The sequence below is a fragment of the Cyanobium sp. Copco_Reservoir_LC18 genome, from assembly GCF_009834675.1.
Taxonomy (GTDB): domain Bacteria; phylum Cyanobacteriota; class Cyanobacteriia; order PCC-6307; family Cyanobiaceae; genus Cyanobium; species Cyanobium minutissimum.
Genome location: NZ_ASAC01000005.1, coordinates 41,816 through 58,707, shown reverse-complemented (window position 1 = coordinate 58,707; position 16,892 = coordinate 41,816). Strand labels below are relative to the sequence as shown.

The following is a 16,892-nucleotide window of genomic DNA, read 5'->3' as shown; positions in this document are numbered from 1 at the left end:
CGCCCGATCGCCCGTGACCCCGTGACCAGCACCCTGGCCGCCCAGCCCATCGCCCCCGGCACCGACCTGCGCGAGGCCTTCCGCGCCGCCTACGAGAACCGCTACACCTGGGAGCCGGGCTTCGGCGGCTATGGCGGCCGCTGCGTCTGGGAGCAGGACGACCGGCGCTTCGAGGGCACCTTCCAGGTGGGCGCCGACCTCAAGGCGACGGTGGAGGGCATCGCCGACGAGGAGGTGCACAAGGCGGTCGCCTCCCAGCTGTGGGAGGTGGCGATCCACCGGGTGCGGCGCCCCTTCGAGCAGACCCACGGCGCCAACACCTTCACCGCCGGCGGGACCGATGCGGTGGGAACCGAGGTGATCATGGGCGGGAAGGCCGAGGGGGACCGCTACCGCATCAAGGACAACGTGGTGACGATGGTGCACCGCCACATCCACGGCACCGTGGTGACGATCTTCACCGAGAGCGTCACCGACACCGGCAGCGGCTACCTCAGCCACACCTACACGAGCCGCTACAGCGACCCCGCCACCGGCGAGGCCCGCGGCGGCACCAGCCGGTTCACCGACACCTTCGTGCCCCTGGCGGGCGAGGGCCCCTGGGTGCTGAGCGAGCGGGTGGTGGAGACGGAGGCCCATGGCGCCACGCCGGCCGGCCGCCAGGTGTTCCGCTTCGAGGATCTGGCGCCCCTGGGCTGATCCCCGGCGGCCTCAGGCCGGCTCCTCCAGGGTGGGGATGCCCTGGAGGCGCTCGTTCAGCTGCATGGCCATGGCCTGGCGGCCCACCGCCAGCACCTTGAGGGTGTCTTCGTGCATGCGCAGCTGGGCATCGGCCACCTGCATCCCCCGCACCATCTCCTTGACGTCATCGGGCAGGCCGTTGAGGTCGTAACGCTTGCCTTCGAAGGTCAGCACGGGGGGCTGCTGGCTGGGGGTCTGCAAGGCTCTGGACTCGGTGCGAATTCAGCCTAGGTGGCGGGCTCAGGCCTCCAGGCGGATGAACTGGCGTTCGCAGAGCTCGCGGTAGCGGCCGCCGCTGGCCATCAGTTCATCGTGGCTGCCCTGCTGGACGATGCGGCCGCCGTCGAGCACCACGATCAGATCGGCCTCCTGCACGGTGGCGAGGCGGTGGGCGATCACCAGCACGGTGCGGCCGGCCATGGCCTGCTGCAGGCCCTGCTGCACGGCCTCCTCGGCCTCCGCGTCCAGGGCGCTGGTGGCCTCATCCAGCAGCATCACCGCCGGGTTGCCCAGCACGGCCCGGGCGATCGCCAGCCGCTGCAGCTGGCCGCCGGAGAAGTTGCTGCCCCGCTCCTCGAGGCGGCTGTCGTAGCCGCCCGGCAGGTTTTCGATGAAGTCGGCCGCATTGGCCAGCCGGGCCGCCTGGCGGATCTGATCGGCCGTGGCGGGACGGCCGAAAGCGATCGCCTCGGCCACCGTGCCGGAGAAGACGCTGCTCTGCTGGGGCACCAGGGCCACGGCCCGGCGCAGATCCCGGGCCCGCAGGTCGGCCAGGTTCTGGCCATCGAGCAGCACCCGGCCGCTCTGGGCGGTGTTGAAGCGCAGCAGCAGGGAGAACAGGGTGCTCTTACCGGCGCCGGAGGGCCCCACCAGGGCCACCACCTGGCCCGGACGGATGTGGAGATCCAGCTGGCGCAGCACCGGACTGCCGCTCTGGTAGCCGAAGCTCACCCCGTCCAGCACCAGCTCCCCGGACACGGTTCCCAGGGGCCTGGCCCCGGGGTGGTCGGGCGGTTCCACCGGCTCGTTCTCGATCGCCCGCAGCCGCCGCAGCGAGGCCTGGCCCTGCTGGAACTCGTTGAAGTTGGTGGTGAGATGGGAGATCGGATCGATCAGCATCAGCAGGGCGGCCACGTAGCTGCTGAAGCCCTGGCTGTCGAGGCCGCCGGCCTTGATCCGGGCCGCCCCGATCAGCAGCACCGAGAGGATTCCGGCCGCTTCGATGAAGCCCACCACCGGATGCTGCAGCGCCAGCAGCTCCAGGGTGCGGTAGCGGGCGCGGCGGTGCAGGTCGATCTCGGTGTCGAAGCGCTCCTGCAGCCAGGGTTCGGCGGCGAAGGCCCGCACCAGGGGCAGGCCGCCGATCGCTTCACCCAGCAGGGCCGCCAGGTCGCTCACCTGCTTCTGGCTGCGCTCGGCGGCGGTCATCACCCGCGCCCCGAAGGCGCTCACCATCAGCGCCACCAGCGGCGCCAGCAGCAGGGTGGCCAGGGCCAGGGGCCAGTCGAGCCAGATCATGTAGCCCAGCACCACCACCAACTGCAGGGCGCTGGGGGTGGTGTCCTGGATCGTCTTGTAGATCACCTCCCCGACCCGGTCGGCGTCCTCGGTGAGCCGGTAGGTGAGATCGCCGGCGGAGAGTTTCTCCAGGGCGCCGAAGTCGAGCCGCTGCAGGCGGGCGAACAGCTGGCGGCGCAGCTCCTGGCTGACCCGCGGGGCCGGGCCCGCCAGCAGGGTGTCCTGGCCGAACTGGGCGATCTTCTGGACCAGGAACACCGCCAGGGCCGCCGCCACGCTGCGCAGCACCTTGCTGAAGTCGCCGGCGCCGATGGCCGGGATCAGCTGGCCGGCCAGCCAGGCCAGCAGGGGCCAGCAGCCCACGAACACCAGCATGCACAACCCCCCGAGCAGCAGGGGGCGCCGGTGGGGCTTCAGCAGCGGCCAGAGCCTGCGGAAGCCGGCCGGCGAGGGTGCAAGCATCGACGAACCCTATCAGCGCTCTCCGGGCGCCCCCCCGACGGTGAAGCTGGATCAGTTCCTCAAATGGCAGGGCCTCGTCGGCACCGGCGGCGAGGCCAAGCAGCGCATTCAGCGGGGGGACGTGAGCGTGAACGGTGCCATCGAGACCCGGCGCGGCCGCCAGCTGGCTCCCGGGGATGCGGTGGCCATCGACGGCCGCGAGGTGCTGATGCTCTCCCCGCGGCTGGAGCGCGGGGGAGACGGCGGCCCCACGCCTTAACCTGCCTCGAATGTCGCTGCCGGGAGACCACGTGCGCAAGGCCGTCATCGCAGGCAACTGGAAGATGCACATGACCTGCGCCGAGGCGCGGGCGTTTGCGGCCAGCTTCCGGCCCCTGATCGCCGATCTGCCCGACGACCGTGAGGTGGTGCTGGCCCCCCCGTTCACGGCGATCCCCACCCTCTGCCGTCACCTGGCCGGGGCCGGTGTCGCCATCGCCGGCCAGAACGTGCACTGGGAGGAGAGCGGCGCCTACACCGGCATGATCTCGGCGCCGATGCTGCTCGAGCACGGCGTCACCCACGCGATCGTGGGCCACAGCGAGCCCCGCAAGTACTTCAGCGAAACCGACGAGCAGATCAACCTGCGGGCCCGCACGGCCCAGAAGTCGGGGCTGATCCCGATCCTCTGCGTGGGCGAGAGCGACGACCAGCGCGAGGCCCGCGAGACCGAGCGGGTGATCCACCGCCAGGTGGAGCAGGGGCTGGAGGGCATCGATCCCCTGCGCCTGATCGTGGCCTACGAGCCCATCTGGGCCATCGGCACCGGCAAGACCTGCGCCGCCGAGGAGGCCAACCGCATCTGCGGCCTGATCCGCGGCTGGGTGGGCCATCCCGAGGTGGTCGTGCAGTACGGCGGTTCGGTCAACCCCGCCACCATCGACCTGCTGATGGCCCAGAGCGAGATCGACGGGGTGCTGGTGGGGGGCGCCTCCCTCGATCCGGTCAGCTTCGCCCGCATCGCCAACTATCAGGTGCCGGTGGCGGCCTGAGCCCCCGCCTCCCGTTCGCCGTGAGTCCCGCCGGCCCCGTCGCCGTCCCGCCCGGTTTCCGCTGGGGGGGGCGCACCCTGGTGATGGGGGTTCTCAACCTCACCCCCGATTCCTTCAGCGACGGGGGCCTTTACGAGACCCCCGACGCGGCCCTGCGCCAGGCCCGGCGGCTGCACCGCCAGGGGGCCGACCTGCTCGACCTGGGCGGCCAGAGCACCCGCCCCGGGGCGGCCGAGATCGATGCGGAAGCCGAGAAGGCCCGGGTGCTGCCCGCCCTGGGGCGGATCCTGGCCGCCCTGCCGCCCCCGGAGGCCGGCGGCCCCCTGCTTTCGATCGACACCTTCCGCGCCCCGGTGGCCGAAGCCGCCCTGGCGGCCGGAGCCCACTGGATCAACGATGTCAGCGCCGGCCGCCGCGATCCCGACCTGCTGGCGGTGGTGGCGGCCGCGGACTGCCCCTGCGTGCTGATGCACAGCCGCGGCGACAGCCGCACCATGGACGGCCTGGCCCGCTACGGCGACGTGGTCGCCGAGGTGCGGCAGGAGCTGCTGCGGGTCACCGACCGGGCCCTGGCGGCGGGAGTGCGTCCCGAGCGGATCCTCTGGGATCCGGGGCTGGGCTTCGCCAAGACCACCGCCCACAACCTCGCCCTGCTGCGGGGCCTGGCCCTGCTGCGGGCCGAGGGGTTCCCCCTGCTGGTGGGGCCCTCCCGCAAGCGCTTCATCGGCGAGGTGCTGGCCGAGCCCCGCCCCCGGGCCCGCCTCTGGGGCACCGCGGCGGTCTGCGGCCAGGCCATCGCCGCCGGGGCCGATGTGCTGCGGGTGCACGATGTCGGGCCGATCGTGCAGACGGCCCGCATGGCCGATGCCCTCTGGCGCGCCTGACCCGTCCGGCCGATCCGGCGTTCTGTCAGGCCGGCGGTTCCTCCTGGCGTCCCGTCAGCAGGGTCTGCACCATCAGCCGCAGGGTCGCCCGGTTGCCGCCGGCGGCCCGCCAGCTCTCCAGCCACTGGAGCAGGGGGGAGGGGCTGCCCCCGTCGCCGCCCTGCTGGCCGATGCCCAGCCGTTCCAGGAAGGCGCTGGCATCATCCAGGCAGGAGCCCCCTTCGCCGAAGCCGTCCAGGAGCGGATCGAGGGCCGCCAGCAGGGTCTCCAGTTCGGCGGTGCTCAGCTCCGGCAGGGGCTCGATCATCGAGGCAGGTCACGGCGGCGTTGCCGCCCACCGACCCAGCATGACGCCTGGACGGCCCGTTTCCGCCGTTCCGGTGCGGCCGGTCGTCGCCGGCGCCCCTAGGCTGGCCCCAGCACAGCGCCGCAGCTGCTCCCACCCTGGCTCCCACCGTGCTGAAACTCTGCCTGCAGGTGCTCGTCTGCGTCACCATCGCCCTGCGCTGCATGGTGATCTTCGGCCACCTGCGCAAGCTCTGGATGGCGGATGGACTGGCCGGCGAGTTCCGCCGGGAGCTGCGCCGCCGCGGCCTGCTGATGACCCCGCCCGCCCTGCCCGTCGATCCGCGCGCCCTGCCCCGCCGCAGCGATCAGTGACGCCGGGAGGGGGCACCCGCCAGGTGATGCACGGCGTGGATCACGACCCCCCACAGCTCGGCGCCACCGCCGTCGCTTCCCTCCGCGCCACCCCCCTCGTCGCCGGTGAGCCGCAGGGGCGGACTGGTGCCGTCGCTGGCCACCAGCCACAGCGCACCGCCGCGCCGGGCCAGCCGGCGCAGCAGGAAGGCGCCGGCATGCACCGCCACCACCACCATGCCGGGCCGGGGATCGACGCTGCGGTCGATCACCAGCAGGTCGCCGTCGACGATGCCGTCGCCCCGCATGGCATCGCCGCTGACGCGCATGAAGAAGGTGGACAGCGGGCGGGGGATCAGCTCCAGATTGAGGTCGATGCGGGCCTCCACGTAGTCGTCGGCGGGGCTGGGGAAACCGGCGCTGACCGCCTCCGTGGCCAGCAGGCAGAAGAGGGCCTCCGCCCCCTCCCGCAGGGGCAGCGGTGACTGGAGAGGCAGGGGACGCATCGGCCCGGACATGAAAGGCAGTACGGATGTTCTACTCCGATGGGCCGTCGCCGCGGGATCATCGGCAGCAGCCCTCTCGCGCCCGCCCGGCCATGCGTTCCACTCCGGAGGCGCTGATCGCCCGCTTCGACCTGCGGCCCCACCCGGAGGGGGGCTGGTACCGGGAGCTGCACCGCTCACCCGGCCAGGTGCACCGGGCCGGGGACGGCCGGCAGCGCGCCGGACTCACGGTGATCGCCTTCCTGCTGATGGAGGGCCAGCTCAGCCGCTGGCACCAGGTGGCGGGGGCGGATGAGGTCTGGCATCACGCCGGCGGCGACCCCCTCGACCTCTGGCGGCTGCCGCCGCAGGGCGGCACGGCCGAGCGGCTGTGGCTGGGTCCGCTCGGCGCCACGGACGCCGCCGCTGCCACGGCCGGTGACGCCGCCGCTGCGGTGGGGGATCCGGGCGCCGGGCCCCTGCAGATCGTGCCGGCGCTCTGGTGGCAGGCGGCCCGCAGCCGGGGGCGGTGGAGTCTGGTGCACTGCTGCGTGGGGCCGGGCTTCGCGTTCGAGGACTTCCGTCTGATGGCCGATCTGCCGCCGGGCGAGCGGCCCGCCGGCGCCGATCCGACGCTGCTCTAGGTCATTCCGTCACCATGGGGGCCTGATGGATCGGGTGAGGGATGGGCTGTCCGAGGTGCGGCAGTTGGGCCGTGCGGGCCGACCGCAGCCTGGCGGGTCGCATGGTCTGTGCCCGTTGCGGAGAGCCGCTCGGCATCGGCAGGGCCCGCCGGGCCGCCGATGGCACCCGCCGGCGTGGACAGGGGGGGCGCAGCGCCCTGGTCCTGCCGCGTCGCTGGCGCCTCTGGCTGCTGGTGGGGGGACTGCTGGCGGTCTCGGCCGTGCTGGCGTCCGTGCCGGAACGCCCGACCCGGCCCTCGGAGCGGCGCGCCGAACCCATGCGGGGGGTGGTGCTGCTGCCGCCGCCGGCGGATCCGGCCCGCTCCGGGGGTGTTGCGATCCGCTGACAGGACTGATCCCGCCCAGATCCCATCGGCGATCATGGCTTGTAACGATTCTTGAAATAGCATGGCCAGGACCAACCCGTTCGCGAACCTGGCCAGCCTCAGCATGCGCCAGCTGCGCGAGCTCGCCAGAACCCTGGGGATCCAGCGCTACAGCGCCCAGGACAGGGATGCGCTGGCCGAGTCCATCGCCGATCGCTCCGGTGAGGGCGTCGAAACGGTGGCGGCGGCGGTGACGCCCGCGGCCGATCCGAGGCCGGTCGCCGCCATCGAGGCCGAGATGGCCCCGGCGCCGCGGCCGGCGGCCGAAACCCGCGTCGTCTTCCTGCCCCGCGATCCCCAGTGGGCCTACGTCTTCTGGGACATCTCCGAGGACGACCGTTCCGACGCCCTCCACGCCGGCGCCTCCCAGCTCTGCCTGCGCGTCGCCGACGTCACCGGCCTGGCCGGCGGCTCCTCCCATCCCCACACGCTCCAGGAGGTGGTGGTCGACAGCCATGCCACCGAGTGGTACCTCCCGGTCCCCCTCTCCGACCGCGACTACCGGGTCGAGCTCGGCTACCGCAAGGGTGGTGGCGGCGGCTGGATCTCCCTGGCCTTCTCCTCCGTCGCCCGGGTGCCCTCCCTGCATCCCTCCGAGCAGATCCTCGACCAGTTCGTCCCCTTCTCCCTCGACGCCTTCCCCTCCGCCTCCGCCAGCCTGCCCACCCCCGCCGAGGCGGTGGATTCCGGCCTGCACGAGCGGCTCTACCAGAGCGCCACCAGCCAGTGGCGCCGCCTGGGCCGCGGTTCGGAGGCCTTCCACGAGATCGATGCCACCGCCGGCCTCGAAAGTGGCGGTGCGTTCTCCGCCTCCGGCGCCGGCCCCTGGGCCTCGGGCCGCAGCGCCTCCGGCATCGGTGGGGTGGGCTCCCGTCAGCGCTCCTTCTGGCTGGTGGCCGATGCCGAGCTGATCGTCTACGGCGCCACCGATCCGGCGGCCCGCCTCAGCATCGGCGGTGAGGAGGTGCCCCTCTCGGCCGACGGCACCTTCCGGGTGCAGGTGCCCTTCCGCGACGGCCAGCAGCTCTACCCGATCGAGGCCCTGGCGGCCGATGGCGAGCAGAAGCGCAGCATCACCATGGAGTTCCGCCGTTCCACGCCGGAAGACAACAGCAACCCCGCCAGCCAGGCGGTGGCCGAGTGGTTCTGATGGAGCCCACCGCCACCGGCTCCAACCGCAGCCTGCTCAAGGTGGTGGTCGCCCTCACCCCCGTGGCCGGCTCGATCCTGTTTCCGCTGGTGGTGCCGATCCTGATGCTGCGGGTCAGCATCTCGGCCGGGGTGATCGCCGCGGTGCTGATCGGCACCCTCTGGTTCGCCGCCATGCTGCGCACCTCGGAGATGCCCGGCCACCACTGAGGTCCCGGCGGGCAGGCCGAACGCCCCTGGCGAGCCGGCAAAGCCCTGTCCCCCGCCGGGAAGGCTGAAGCAGCGGAACCCGCCGCCCCCTCCAGCCCGTGGACCCTCTCGCGCTCCTTCGCCTGCTGCGGCGCGCCCAGCACCTCTGGCCCGCCCATCGCCTCCGGCCGGCCCGGCGGCCCCTGATCGCCCTGGGAGTGGCCGGCCTGCTCGGGGGCTGCGGCCCGGCGCCGGCGGCCCTGAGCGGCGGCGCCCCCCGGGCCCTGCCCCTGCCGCCGGGCATCCGGGTGGCCTTCAACCACCGCGGCGACAGCCGCTACCGCAGCCCGGTCAGCGGCCAGTGGCGCCAGGGGGATGACCTCGAAGCCCTGCTGCTCGAAAGCATCCGCGAGGCCCGCCTTGAGATCCTGGTGGCGGTGCAGGAGCTTTCCCTGCCGGCAGTGGCGGAGGCCCTGGCGGAACGCCACCGCCGCGGGGTGCGGGTGCGGGTGGTGCTGGAGAACCTCTACAGCGCCCCCTGGAGCCAGCAGCATCCGGTGGATCTGCCGCCCCACCAGCGCCAGCGCCAGCAGCAGCTGGCCGCCCTGGGCCAGGGGGACGCCGTCGCCGTGCTGCAGCGGGCCGGCGTTCCCCTGCTCGATGACACCGCCGACGGCAGCCGCGGCAGCGGCCTGATGCACCACAAGTTCCTGGTGGTCGACGGCCGGGTGGTGGTGACCGGCTCGGCCAACTTCAGCCCCTCCTGCATCCACGGCGATGCCGGCGCACCGGCCACCCGCGGCAACGTCAATCACCTGCTGCGCTTTGACAGCCCCGCCCTGGCCGGGGTGTTCGCCGCCGAATTCGCCCGGCTCTGGGGCGATGGCCCCGGCGGCCGGCCCGACAGTCGCTTCGGCATCGCCAAGGAGGGCGGACCGGCCCAGGTGGTCGATGTGGCCGGCACGCCGGTGGAGGTGCTGTTCGCCCCCCACCGCCGCCGCGACCCCAACCACGGCCTGGCCTGGCTCGAAACCCGGCTGGCCGGTGCCGGGCAGCGCCTCGACCTGGCCCTGTTCGTGTTTTCGGGCCAGAACCTGGCCGACCGCCTCCAGGAGCTGCATGGCCGCGGCGTGAGGATGCGGCTGCTGGCGGATCCGGGCTTCGCCAACCGGGCCTTCAGCGAAACCCTCGACCTGCTCGGCGTGACCCTGCCCGACCAGGACTGCCGCATCGAAGCGGACAACCGGGCCTGGAGCACGCCCCTTGAAGGGGTGGGCACGCCCCGGCTGGCGCCCGGCGACAAGCTGCACCACAAGTTCGCCGTCATCGACCGCCGGGATGTGATCACCGGCAGCTTCAACTGGAGTCCGAGTGCCGCCTTCCAGAACGACGAGACCCTGCTGCTGATCCGCTCCCCCCTGCTGGCCCGCCACTTCGAGGCGGAGATCGACCGCCTCTGGCGCGGAGCCGAACTCGGCATCGGCCGCCGGCTCGCCCTCCGCCTGGCGCAGGGGCGGCGCAGCTGCGGCAGCGGCCGGCAGCGCCCGTCGGTCGCCGGCGGGGCGGTGATGGCGGCGCCGTCTACGATTCGGTAACGCATAGCACACGATTCATGGACCCGGCGTCCAGCTCCGTCTCCACCCCCAGCTCCGTCTCCAGCTCCCGCGAAGTCACCCCGCGCCTGGACGCCATCAACCTGATGCTGCGGGACCTGCACACCCGCCACGACGAGATCCGCCACCGGGCCGCCTTCCGGGGTTGCACCAGCGAGCTGCTGACCCTGCAGCAGGAGCTGGTGGACTACCTGCTCAGCAAGAAGCACTCCCTGCAGGGGGCGGAGACTGCCAGCCCCGAGGAGGGCCTCAACTACAACTCCTTCACCTGAGCACCTCCGCCGCAGCCCCCACCGCACGGGTGCTGGTGGTGGGGGCCGGCCCCGCCGGAGCCAGCCTGGCCCTGCTGCTGGCCCGCCGCGGCCTCCGGGTCGACCTGATCGATGGGACGGGGACCGGCCGTGGCGGCCGGCCCTTCCGCGGCGAGGGGCTGATGCCCAGCGGCCTGGCGGCCCTGGCCGCCATGGGCCTCGAGCCGCTGCCGACGGCGGTGCGACGGCGCCCCCTGACGGCCTGGAGCTTCTTCCTCGATGGCCAGGCCCTGTTCGAGGCGGCCGAGCCCATGGGAAGCGCCGTCCCCTGCACCCTGATCGACCAGGACTCCCTGATCGCCGAACTGCTGGAGCAGGCGGGCCGCCAGCCGGGCTTCCGCTTCCACCCGGGCCAGGCCGCCAGCGATCTCCTGCGGCGGGACGGCCGCGTCGCCGGGGTGCGCCTGACGGACGGCACCGCCCTGGAGGCGGCGCTGGTGGTGGCCTGTGACGGCCGGGATTCCCTGCTGCGCCGCAGGGGCGGCCTGGCGCTGGAGAGCGCCCCCAGCCCCCTCGACGTGCTCTGGTTCCGGCTGGAGGGCCCGGGGGCCGATGGGGTGCTCGATTGGCTGGCTGGCCGCTTCGTGACGGTGGTGGGCGCCTCCGGCAGCTATGCCCTGTTCCCCTCGGCCCGCGGCGGCGTCCAGCTGGGCTGGGCGGTCGCGCCGGAGCCGCCATCGGCGCCCGCCCCGGCCGGCCCCGGCGCCTGGGCGGAGCGCTGGGCCGCCGACGCCCCGAAGGTCCTGGCCGGGCTGCTGCGGCAGCTGCCGGCGGCGGCCGTCCAGGGACCGGTGCGGCTGCCGGTGCGCGTGGGGCTCTGCCCCCGCTGGCAGCGGCCCGGCCTGCTGCTGCTCGGGGATGCCGCCCACCCGATGAGTCCGCTGCGGGCCCAGGGAATCAACATGGCGCTGCGCGATGCCCTGGTGGCCGCCAGGCACCTGGGGCCCGCCCTGCTGGAGGGAGAGCCCGCGGCCATCGACGCCGCCGCAGCGGCGGTCGTCGCCGAACGGCAACCGGAGATCCGGCGGATCCAGGCGCTGCAGGATGAGGAAGCCCGGCGGGCCGAGCTGCTGCGGCGCCGGCACCGCCTGCGGGGCCTGCTGGCCCGCACCGCCCGCTGGAGCGGCCCGCTGCTGGCCCGCCGCTGGCGGGCCTCCCAGCGGCCGCTGCGCGACGGCACCACCGCCATCACCAGGGATCCCGGGGCGGCGGCCATGATTGGGTGACCTCCCCCACCACCATGAGCCGGTCCCCTCGCGCCACCACCCCGGCCCCCCGTCGCCTCGCAGCGTCCCTGCCGCACCTGGCCCTGCTGGCGAGCCTGCCCCTGGCGGGGGCGTCACCGCTGCTGGCCGCGCCGGAGCCGCCCCCCTTTCCCCCCTCCTCCGAGTTCCGCTCCCTGCAGCTGATCACCCTGGCCTGCAGCCGAGAGAACACCGCCGAACCCTGCGACCAGGCCCGCAGCCTGGCCAACCCCCTGCTCGACCATCCGCGCCTGCCCGCCAGCTGCAAGGACGTGCTCTGGACGATCCGTCAGCGCTCGGTGGTGGCGGCCAGCAACAGCTTCGAGCGGCGCGAACCGATCGACCGCGCCGCCCGCAGCCTCACGGCCGTCTGCCGCCTGCAGCTGCCGGTGGCCAAACCGGCGGAGAATGCCGCCCCCAGGCAGGGGGGCCTGAACCTGATCAATCCCAATCAAAACTGAAGCGCTGACCGGGCAGCAGCCGCTGCAGCTCCTGGGCCAGCTCCGCCATCAGCTGCCGGCTCATCTGGGGGTGGTCGCGGAGCTCCTTGACCAGAGCCGCCACATCGTCGCTGGTGAGCCCGTGGCTGCTGATCCTGGCCTCGACGCGGTGGCGGAACTGCTCCAGCAGCAGGACCTGCTCGGCCGACAGGGGGCCGTCATCCGAGGGGTGATGAACCTCCATGGTGGCGCGGGGTCAGGGTTGGGGGAGGGCGGGCTCGGGGCTGCCGGAGGCCGACGCCCGGGTGGCGCCGCCATCGATCAGCGCCAGCAGCTGGGTCGCCGTATCCCGCATGAAGGCCAGGCTCATGGGGGTGACGACGGCGGCCTTGTCGGCAAGCTGGCAGAGGGGATTGCGCTCCCCCTGGGACTCACAGCTGCTGGAGAGCCCCAGCAAGGCATTGGTGAGCTTGCCCCGCAGGCAGGTCTCCGCACCCGCACCGGCCAGCACCGCCTCGGCGGCGGTGTGGGTGCGGCTCACCGCTTCGGCATAGGGCAGGGCCTTCGGGGCCCCCATGACCGCGCTCCGCACCGAGGTCTGGCTGAACACCACCACCCCGGCGGTGGCGGCGACGCAGGCGGCACCAGCGGCCAGATGCATGAGGGAGGGAAGCGACCGAAGCGCCATGGGGTGGCCGGCAAGGTGGATCCAGGCTAGCCAGGCCCGTCGCCCCGGCCATCAGGCGCCGGAGCACCCACCAGGCCGGGGCCGCCCGAATCGGCGGGGGTAGCTTGGGGCTCCCCCGAGCACCAGGACGCCGGCCATGGCGATGACGACCGAGCTGCGTCAGGTGGCGCTGGAGCGACCCTTCGACGACCAGAAGCCCGGCACCTCCGGCCTGCGCAAGAGCACCCGCCAGTTCCAGACCCCCCACTATCTGGAGAGCTTCATCGAGGCCTCCCTGCGGGTGGTGCCGGGCATCGCCGGTGGCACCCTGGTGGTCGGCGGCGACGGCCGCTGGGGCAACCTCGCGGCGATCAGCGTCATCGCCCGCATGGCGGCGGCCCATGGCGTCAGCCGCCTGATCACCACCACCGGCGGCATCCTGTCCACCCCGGCCGCCTCCCACCTGATCCGCAGCCACGGCGCCGTGGCCGGGATCATACTCTCGGCCAGCCACAACCCCGGCGGCCTCGACGGCGACTTCGGCGTCAAGATCAACGGCGCCAACGGCGGTCCGGCCCCGGAATCGGTCACCGATGCCATCCATGCCGCCACCCTCTGCCTGGAGGGCTACCGCATCCTCGACGCCGACCCCCTGAACCTGGAGGTCCCGGGAACGGCGACCATCGGCGCCATGGCGGTGGAGGTGATCGACGGCGTCGAGGATTACGTGGCGCTGATGCAGAAGCTGTTCGACTTCGACCGCATCGCCGCCCTGCTGCGGGGCGACTTCCGCGTCGCCTTCGACGCCATGCATGCGGTCACCGGCCCCTACGCCAGCCGCCTGTTCGAGGGGCTGCTGGGGGCGCCGGCCGGCACGGTGCGCAACGGTGTGCCGCTCGCGGACTTCGGCGGCGGCCACCCCGACCCCAACCTCACCTATGCCCGCGAGCTGGCCGACCTGCTGCTGGCCGGCGGCGCCCACGACTTCGGCGCCGCCTGCGACGGCGACGGCGACCGCAACATGATCCTGGGGCGGCACTGCTTCGTGAATCCCAGCGACAGCCTGGCCGTGCTCACCGCCAACGCCACCCTGGCCCCCGGCTACGGGGACGGTCTGGTCGGCGTGGCCCGCTCGATGCCCACCAGCGCCGCCGCCGACGTGGTGGCTGCCGAGCTGGGCATCCCCTGCTTCGAGACCCCGACGGGCTGGAAGTTCTTCGGCAACCTGCTCGATGCCGGCCGGATCACCCTCTGCGGCGAGGAGAGCTTCGGCACCGGCAGCAACCACATCCGCGAGAAGGACGGCCTCTGGGCGGTGCTGTTCTGGCTGCAGATCCTGGCGGTGCGCGGCTGCTCGGTGGCGGAGGTGATGGCGGGCCACTGGAGCCGCTTCGGCCGCCATTACTACTCCCGCCACGACTACGAGGCCGTGGCCAGCGACGCCGCCCATGGCCTCTACCACCGGGTCTCCGGGATGCTCGCAGGCCTGCCCGGCCAGGCCTTCGCCGGCCGCACGATCCGCGCCGCCGACGATTTCGGCTACACCGACCCGGTGGACGGCTCGATCAGCAAGGGCCAGGGCCTGCGGGTGCTGCTCGACGACGGCAGCCGGGTGGTGCTGCGGCTCTCGGGCACCGGCACCAAGGGCGCCACCCTGCGGGTCTACCTGGAGAGCTACGTGCCCCCCAGCGGCGCCCTCGACCTCAACCCCCAGCGGGCCCTCAAGGATCTGATCGACGCCATCGACGCCCTGGCGGAGATCCGCCAGCGCACCGGCATGGATCGCCCCACCGTGATCACCTGAGCGGCCGGGCCCGGTGAAGCCCCCCGGCGCCGCCGCTGTCGGCCTGGCGGCCGCCACGATCGGCTGCTCACCCGCCGTGCTGCGGGCCGAGGGGCTGCCGGAGCGGCCCCACGCCAGCGTCGAAGCGATGGAGGCCACCCGCTTCGCCCCCACCACCAGGGTCGACCTGCAGATCAACGCCGTTCTGGGCGCCCTGCAATCCACCGGCAGTGCGGTGGACAGCGCCAGCAACAGCGCTGATGGGGCGCCGCTGCTGAACGGGGTCAGCCTCAACCACGAGGCCCGCCTCACCATCGACACCAGCTTCACGGGCCAGGACCTGTTCCGGATCCGCCTGCGCACGGGTGATTTCGCCCCCTCCGGCTTCTTCTCCAACCCGCCCACCCCCCTGAGCCGCCTGGATGTGGCCTTCCAGGAACCGGCCTGCGGCGCCGGGGAGGAGGCGTGCTCCGGCCGGTTGGTGAGCATCAACCGGGCCTATCTGCAGGTGCCCCTGGGCCCGGAGATCCGCCTCAGCGCCGGGCCCCGGATCATGCAGCTCGACATGCTCCCCGTCTGGCCGAGCGTCTACAACCAGTCCCCCATCCTCGATCTGTTCCAGTACGCCGGTTCACCGGGCACCTACGGCAAACGGCTCGGGGGCGGCTTCGGGATCTGGTGGCAGCCCCGCGGCGACCTGCGGGGGCTGAGCCTGGGCTACGCCTACGTGGCCGGCCGGGCCGGGGGCTCCCCCCAGGGGGCCGGCCTGTTCGGCGCGGCCTCCTCCCGGACCAGCACCGTGCAGCTGGCCCTGAGCCGGCCCCAGTGGAACATCACCGGTGCCTGGACCCTCAGCGGTCCCCAGGTGCGGCTCCGGGGGACGCCCCTGGCCAGCCAGCTGGCGGCGGGCGCCGGCGAGGGCAGCCTGGGATCCTGGTCGCTGGCGGGCTACTGGCAGCCCCGCGCCTCCGGATGGCTGCCTTCGATCAGCGCCGGCTGGGGGCAGGACACGTTCCGCTTCGGCTCCTTCCCGGTGGCAGGCCTGTCGGGGGTGCGCAGCCGCTCCTGGTACACCGGGCTGATCTGGAGCGATGTGCTGGGGGTGGGCAACAGCCTGGGCTTCGCCATCGGCTCCCCCGCCCACGTCAGCGCGATCCAGAGCCCAGGCAAGGGCAACCTCGACGACCGGGGCCTGGCCATGGAGCTCTTCTACCGGATCCAGATCAGTGACGATCTCTCGGTGACGCCGGCGGTGTTCTGGCTGAGCCGGCCGCGCGGGGCCCTCACCGGCAGCGCCACACTCTCCGAGGCCCTGCTGTTTCCCGCCGCCTCGGGGGAGGCCAGCCTGAGCGTGTGGGCCGCCCTGATCCGCACGACGCTGCGCTTCTGAGACCTTCGGGTGCGAGCCCGGTCCACTGCGGCCGCGGCGGGATCAGCCGAACCAGTTGAGGAAGCGCTGGATCACCACGGCGTTGCTGATGTCCACGAAGAAGCCCGACACCAGCGGCACGATGATGAAGGCCCGGTGGGCGGGACCGTAGGTCTGGGCCACCGCTGACATGTTGGCCATCGCCGTGGGGGTGGCCCCCAGGGAAATGCCCCCGAAGCCGGCGCAGATGACGGCGGCCTCGTAATCCCGTCCCATCACCTTGAACACCACGAACAGGGCGAACAGGAAGGACACCACGAACTGGGCGGCCAGGATGGCCAGGATCGGGCCCGCGAGGGAGGCGATGGTCCAGAGCTGCAGGCTCATCAGCGACATCGTCAGGAAGATGCCCAGGGAGATCTCCGAGACGATGGCCAGCGAGCGGGGGGCGGCCAGGCAGCGGATCGGCAGCAGGCGCGGCACGGTGTTGGTGAGGAAGATGGCCGCGAACAGGCAGCAGACGAACAGGGGCAGGTTGCTGCCGGCCGCCCGCAGGGCTTCATGCAGCAGCTCCCCCAGGCCCAGGCTCACGTTGAGCCAGAAGAGGGTGCCCAGCAGGCTGAAGTAGGTCACCGGCTCTCGGGCCCCGTCCGGGGTGTCGCCCTCCACGGAGGAGGAGGCGGTGTCAGGGCCTGCGCCCCGGGCCTGCGGTGTCTTGAGACGATGGCGGCGGATCAGGATCCGGGCGATGGGCCCGCCCATCAGCGAAGCCAGCACCAGACCGAAGGTGGCGCAGGCGATGCCGATCTCGAGGGCATTGCTGATGCCGTGGCTTTCGGCGAAACGCGGCGCCCAGGCGATCGCGGTGCCATGGCCCCCCAGCAGGGACACCGACCCGCCCAGCAGGCCCACCAGGGGATTGAGCCCCAGCAGCGCCGCCATGCCGATCCCGGTGAGGTTCTGCAGCACCATGTAGGTCACGGTGGTGCCCACCAGGATCAGCAGGGGCCAGCCCCCGGAGAGCAGGGTCTTGATGTCGGCATTGAGGCCGATGGCCGCAAAGAAATAGAGCAGCAGGAAATCCCGCGTCTGCAGATTGAAGCCGATCTCCGTGCCATTGATGGCATGGATCAGGGCCAGCAGCAGACAGACGAGCAGGCCACTGGTGACCGGCTCGGGAATGTTGAATTCCCGCAGGAAAGCCACCTTGCGGTTCAGCCAGCGACCGATCGCCAGCACCACGATGGCGATGTTGAACGTCGCGAAGCTCTCGAACTGCATGGGTTGCGGGAGTCAGG

The 16,892-nt window shown here is 72.8% G+C and carries 22 protein-coding genes; 15 read left to right on the top strand and 7 right to left on the bottom strand.

The genetic code is table 11. The annotated features are described in order from the left end of the window. Positions 1 to 21: 21 nt before the first annotated feature. Positions 22 to 699: a DUF3386 domain-containing protein gene (locus L107_RS02835; protein ID WP_159816359.1), complete on the top strand. Its 678-nt coding sequence runs from the start codon at positions 22 to 24 to the stop codon at positions 697 to 699. A gap of 12 nt (positions 700 to 711) precedes the next feature. Here L107_RS02835 and L107_RS02830 read toward each other — a convergent pair whose 3' ends face one another. Together L107_RS02830 and L107_RS02825 are read right to left on the bottom strand one after the other, a co-directional pair. Continuing rightward, positions 712 to 942 carry a DUF6447 family protein gene (locus tag L107_RS02830; protein WP_015108457.1) on the bottom strand — a complete coding sequence of 77 codons (231 nt, stop codon included), beginning with the start codon at positions 940 to 942 and terminating at the stop codon, positions 712 to 714. A gap of 39 nt (positions 943 to 981) precedes the next feature. After that, positions 982 to 2,721 carry an ABC transporter ATP-binding protein gene (locus L107_RS02825; RefSeq protein WP_159816358.1) on the bottom strand — a complete coding sequence of 580 codons (1,740 nt, stop codon included), beginning with the start codon at positions 2,719 to 2,721 and terminating at the stop codon, positions 982 to 984. 40 nt (positions 2,722 to 2,761) lie between these two features. Here L107_RS02825 and L107_RS02820 point away from each other — a divergent pair, with 40 nt between their 5' ends. Genes L107_RS02820 through folP form a run of 3 tightly spaced genes read left to right on the top strand, consistent with a single transcriptional unit; the run spans position 2,762 to position 4,636 of the window. Then, positions 2,762 to 2,980, top strand: a complete 219-nt coding sequence (locus L107_RS02820) for an RNA-binding S4 domain-containing protein (RefSeq protein ID WP_159816357.1) — start codon at positions 2,762 to 2,764, stop codon at positions 2,978 to 2,980. Positions 2,981 to 2,990: 10 nt separating this feature from the next. Continuing rightward, positions 2,991 to 3,752 (top strand): triose-phosphate isomerase, encoded by a 762-nt coding sequence (tpiA, locus tag L107_RS02815; protein WP_159816356.1) that lies wholly within the window; start codon positions 2,991 to 2,993, stop codon positions 3,750 to 3,752. A gap of 20 nt (positions 3,753 to 3,772) precedes the next feature. Further along, entirely contained in the window at positions 3,773 to 4,636 is an 864-nt protein-coding gene (gene folP / locus L107_RS02810; RefSeq protein ID WP_159816355.1) for a dihydropteroate synthase, read from the top strand. Between the two features lie 25 nt (positions 4,637 to 4,661). Here the strand turns inward: folP and L107_RS02805 are convergent, their stop codons facing one another. Continuing rightward, positions 4,662 to 4,943 (bottom strand): hypothetical protein, encoded by a 282-nt coding sequence (locus L107_RS02805; protein ID WP_159816354.1) that lies wholly within the window; start codon positions 4,941 to 4,943, stop codon positions 4,662 to 4,664. A 149-nt stretch (positions 4,944 to 5,092) separates the two neighbouring features. Between L107_RS02805 and L107_RS02800 the strand changes: the two genes are divergently transcribed. Next, positions 5,093 to 5,296: a hypothetical protein gene (locus L107_RS02800; RefSeq protein ID WP_159816353.1), complete on the top strand. Its 204-nt coding sequence runs from the start codon at positions 5,093 to 5,095 to the stop codon at positions 5,294 to 5,296. Here L107_RS02800 and L107_RS02795 read toward each other — a convergent pair. Next, positions 5,290 to 5,781, bottom strand: coding sequence for a LexA family transcriptional regulator (locus L107_RS02795; protein ID WP_106222708.1), 492 nt, complete (start codon positions 5,779 to 5,781; stop codon positions 5,290 to 5,292). The two genes, L107_RS02800 and L107_RS02795, sit on opposite strands and share 7 nt — an antisense overlap. Before the next feature lie 92 nt (positions 5,782 to 5,873). On the opposite strand from L107_RS02795, the gene L107_RS02790 reads away from it, so the two are divergent. The 8 genes from L107_RS02790 to L107_RS02755 all read left to right on the top strand — a co-directional run bounded on the left by L107_RS02790 (position 5,874) and on the right by L107_RS02755 (position 11,796). Continuing rightward, on the top strand, positions 5,874 to 6,404 hold the full coding sequence (locus L107_RS02790; protein ID WP_159816352.1) for a cupin domain-containing protein: 531 nt from the start codon (positions 5,874 to 5,876) through the stop codon (positions 6,402 to 6,404). 41 nt (positions 6,405 to 6,445) lie between these two features. Further along, a complete protein-coding gene (locus L107_RS16310; protein ID WP_236550468.1) occupies positions 6,446 to 6,790 on the top strand; it encodes a hypothetical protein in 345 nt (114 codons plus the stop codon). Between the two features lie 61 nt (positions 6,791 to 6,851). Next, entirely contained in the window at positions 6,852 to 7,979 is a 1,128-nt protein-coding gene (locus L107_RS02780; protein ID WP_159816351.1) for a DUF4912 domain-containing protein, read from the top strand. After that, a complete protein-coding gene (locus L107_RS02775; protein WP_159816350.1) occupies positions 7,979 to 8,188 on the top strand; it encodes a hypothetical protein in 210 nt (69 codons plus the stop codon). Before L107_RS02780 ends, L107_RS02775 begins: the two co-directional genes overlap by 1 nt. Positions 8,189 to 8,385: 197 nt before the next feature. After that, positions 8,386 to 9,762: a phospholipase D-like domain-containing protein gene (locus L107_RS02770; protein ID WP_159816418.1), complete on the top strand. Its 1,377-nt coding sequence runs from the start codon at positions 8,386 to 8,388 to the stop codon at positions 9,760 to 9,762. A gap of 17 nt (positions 9,763 to 9,779) precedes the next feature. Then, on the top strand, positions 9,780 to 10,052 hold the full coding sequence (locus L107_RS02765; protein ID WP_159816349.1) for a hypothetical protein: 273 nt from the start codon (positions 9,780 to 9,782) through the stop codon (positions 10,050 to 10,052). Between the two features lie 35 nt (positions 10,053 to 10,087). Continuing rightward, on the top strand, positions 10,088 to 11,317 hold the full coding sequence (locus tag L107_RS02760; protein ID WP_370515344.1) for an FAD-dependent monooxygenase: 1,230 nt from the start codon (positions 10,088 to 10,090) through the stop codon (positions 11,315 to 11,317). A 14-nt stretch (positions 11,318 to 11,331) separates the two neighbouring features. After that, positions 11,332 to 11,796: a hypothetical protein gene (locus L107_RS02755; RefSeq protein WP_201295784.1), complete on the top strand. Its 465-nt coding sequence runs from the start codon at positions 11,332 to 11,334 to the stop codon at positions 11,794 to 11,796. Here L107_RS02755 and L107_RS02750 read toward each other — a convergent pair. After that, positions 11,777 to 12,019: a hypothetical protein gene (locus L107_RS02750; RefSeq protein ID WP_159816348.1), complete on the bottom strand. Its 243-nt coding sequence runs from the start codon at positions 12,017 to 12,019 to the stop codon at positions 11,777 to 11,779. The genes L107_RS02755 and L107_RS02750 overlap by 20 nt on opposite strands. Before the next feature lie 12 nt (positions 12,020 to 12,031). Beyond that, entirely contained in the window at positions 12,032 to 12,463 is a 432-nt protein-coding gene (locus L107_RS02745; RefSeq protein WP_159816347.1) for a hypothetical protein, read from the bottom strand. Between the two features lie 136 nt (positions 12,464 to 12,599). Here L107_RS02745 and L107_RS02740 point away from each other — a divergent pair, with 136 nt between their 5' ends. Together L107_RS02740 and L107_RS02735 are read left to right on the top strand one after the other, a co-directional pair. Next, positions 12,600 to 14,246, top strand: a complete 1,647-nt coding sequence (locus L107_RS02740) for an alpha-D-glucose phosphate-specific phosphoglucomutase (protein WP_370515336.1) — start codon at positions 12,600 to 12,602, stop codon at positions 14,244 to 14,246. 13 nt (positions 14,247 to 14,259) lie between these two features. Further along, the gene (locus L107_RS02735) at positions 14,260 to 15,615 is read left to right on the top strand and encodes a carbohydrate porin (RefSeq protein WP_159816346.1); all 1,356 of its coding nucleotides are present in this window, start codon (positions 14,260 to 14,262) and stop codon (positions 15,613 to 15,615) included. Between the two features lie 42 nt (positions 15,616 to 15,657). Here L107_RS02735 and gltS read toward each other — a convergent pair whose 3' ends face one another. Next, complete coding sequence (gene gltS / locus L107_RS02730) at positions 15,658 to 16,875, bottom strand: sodium/glutamate symporter (RefSeq protein ID WP_159816345.1); 1,218 nt, start codon at positions 16,873 to 16,875, stop codon at positions 15,658 to 15,660. Between the last annotated feature and the right edge of the window lie 17 nt (positions 16,876 to 16,892).

Bases quoted from the DNA above. Each gene is read 5' to 3' on its own strand.
- L107_RS02825 (WP_159816358.1), bottom strand. From the start codon at position 2,721: ATGCTTGCACCCTCGCCGGCCGGCTTCCGCAGGCTCTGGCCGCTGCTG.
- tpiA (WP_159816356.1), top strand. From the start codon at position 2,991: ATGTCGCTGCCGGGAGACCACGTGCGCAAGGCCGTCATCGCAGGCAAC.
- L107_RS02805 (WP_159816354.1), bottom strand. From the start codon at position 4,943: ATGATCGAGCCCCTGCCGGAGCTGAGCACCGCCGAACTGGAGACCCTG.
- L107_RS02795 (WP_106222708.1), bottom strand. From the start codon at position 5,781: ATGCGTCCCCTGCCTCTCCAGTCACCGCTGCCCCTGCGGGAGGGGGCG.
- L107_RS02790 (WP_159816352.1), top strand. From the start codon at position 5,874: ATGCGTTCCACTCCGGAGGCGCTGATCGCCCGCTTCGACCTGCGGCCC.
- L107_RS16310 (WP_236550468.1), top strand. From the start codon at position 6,446: ATGGGCTGTCCGAGGTGCGGCAGTTGGGCCGTGCGGGCCGACCGCAGC.
- L107_RS02780 (WP_159816351.1), top strand. From the start codon at position 6,852: ATGGCCAGGACCAACCCGTTCGCGAACCTGGCCAGCCTCAGCATGCGC.
- L107_RS02775 (WP_159816350.1), top strand. From the start codon at position 7,979: ATGGAGCCCACCGCCACCGGCTCCAACCGCAGCCTGCTCAAGGTGGTG.
- L107_RS02765 (WP_159816349.1), top strand. From the start codon at position 9,780: ATGGACCCGGCGTCCAGCTCCGTCTCCACCCCCAGCTCCGTCTCCAGC.
- L107_RS02755 (WP_201295784.1), top strand. From the start codon at position 11,332: ATGAGCCGGTCCCCTCGCGCCACCACCCCGGCCCCCCGTCGCCTCGCA.
- L107_RS02750 (WP_159816348.1), bottom strand. From the start codon at position 12,019: ATGGAGGTTCATCACCCCTCGGATGACGGCCCCCTGTCGGCCGAGCAG.
- L107_RS02745 (WP_159816347.1), bottom strand. From the start codon at position 12,463: ATGGCGCTTCGGTCGCTTCCCTCCCTCATGCATCTGGCCGCTGGTGCC.
- L107_RS02740 (WP_370515336.1), top strand. From the start codon at position 12,600: ATGGCGATGACGACCGAGCTGCGTCAGGTGGCGCTGGAGCGACCCTTC.
- gltS (WP_159816345.1), bottom strand. From the start codon at position 16,875: ATGCAGTTCGAGAGCTTCGCGACGTTCAACATCGCCATCGTGGTGCTG.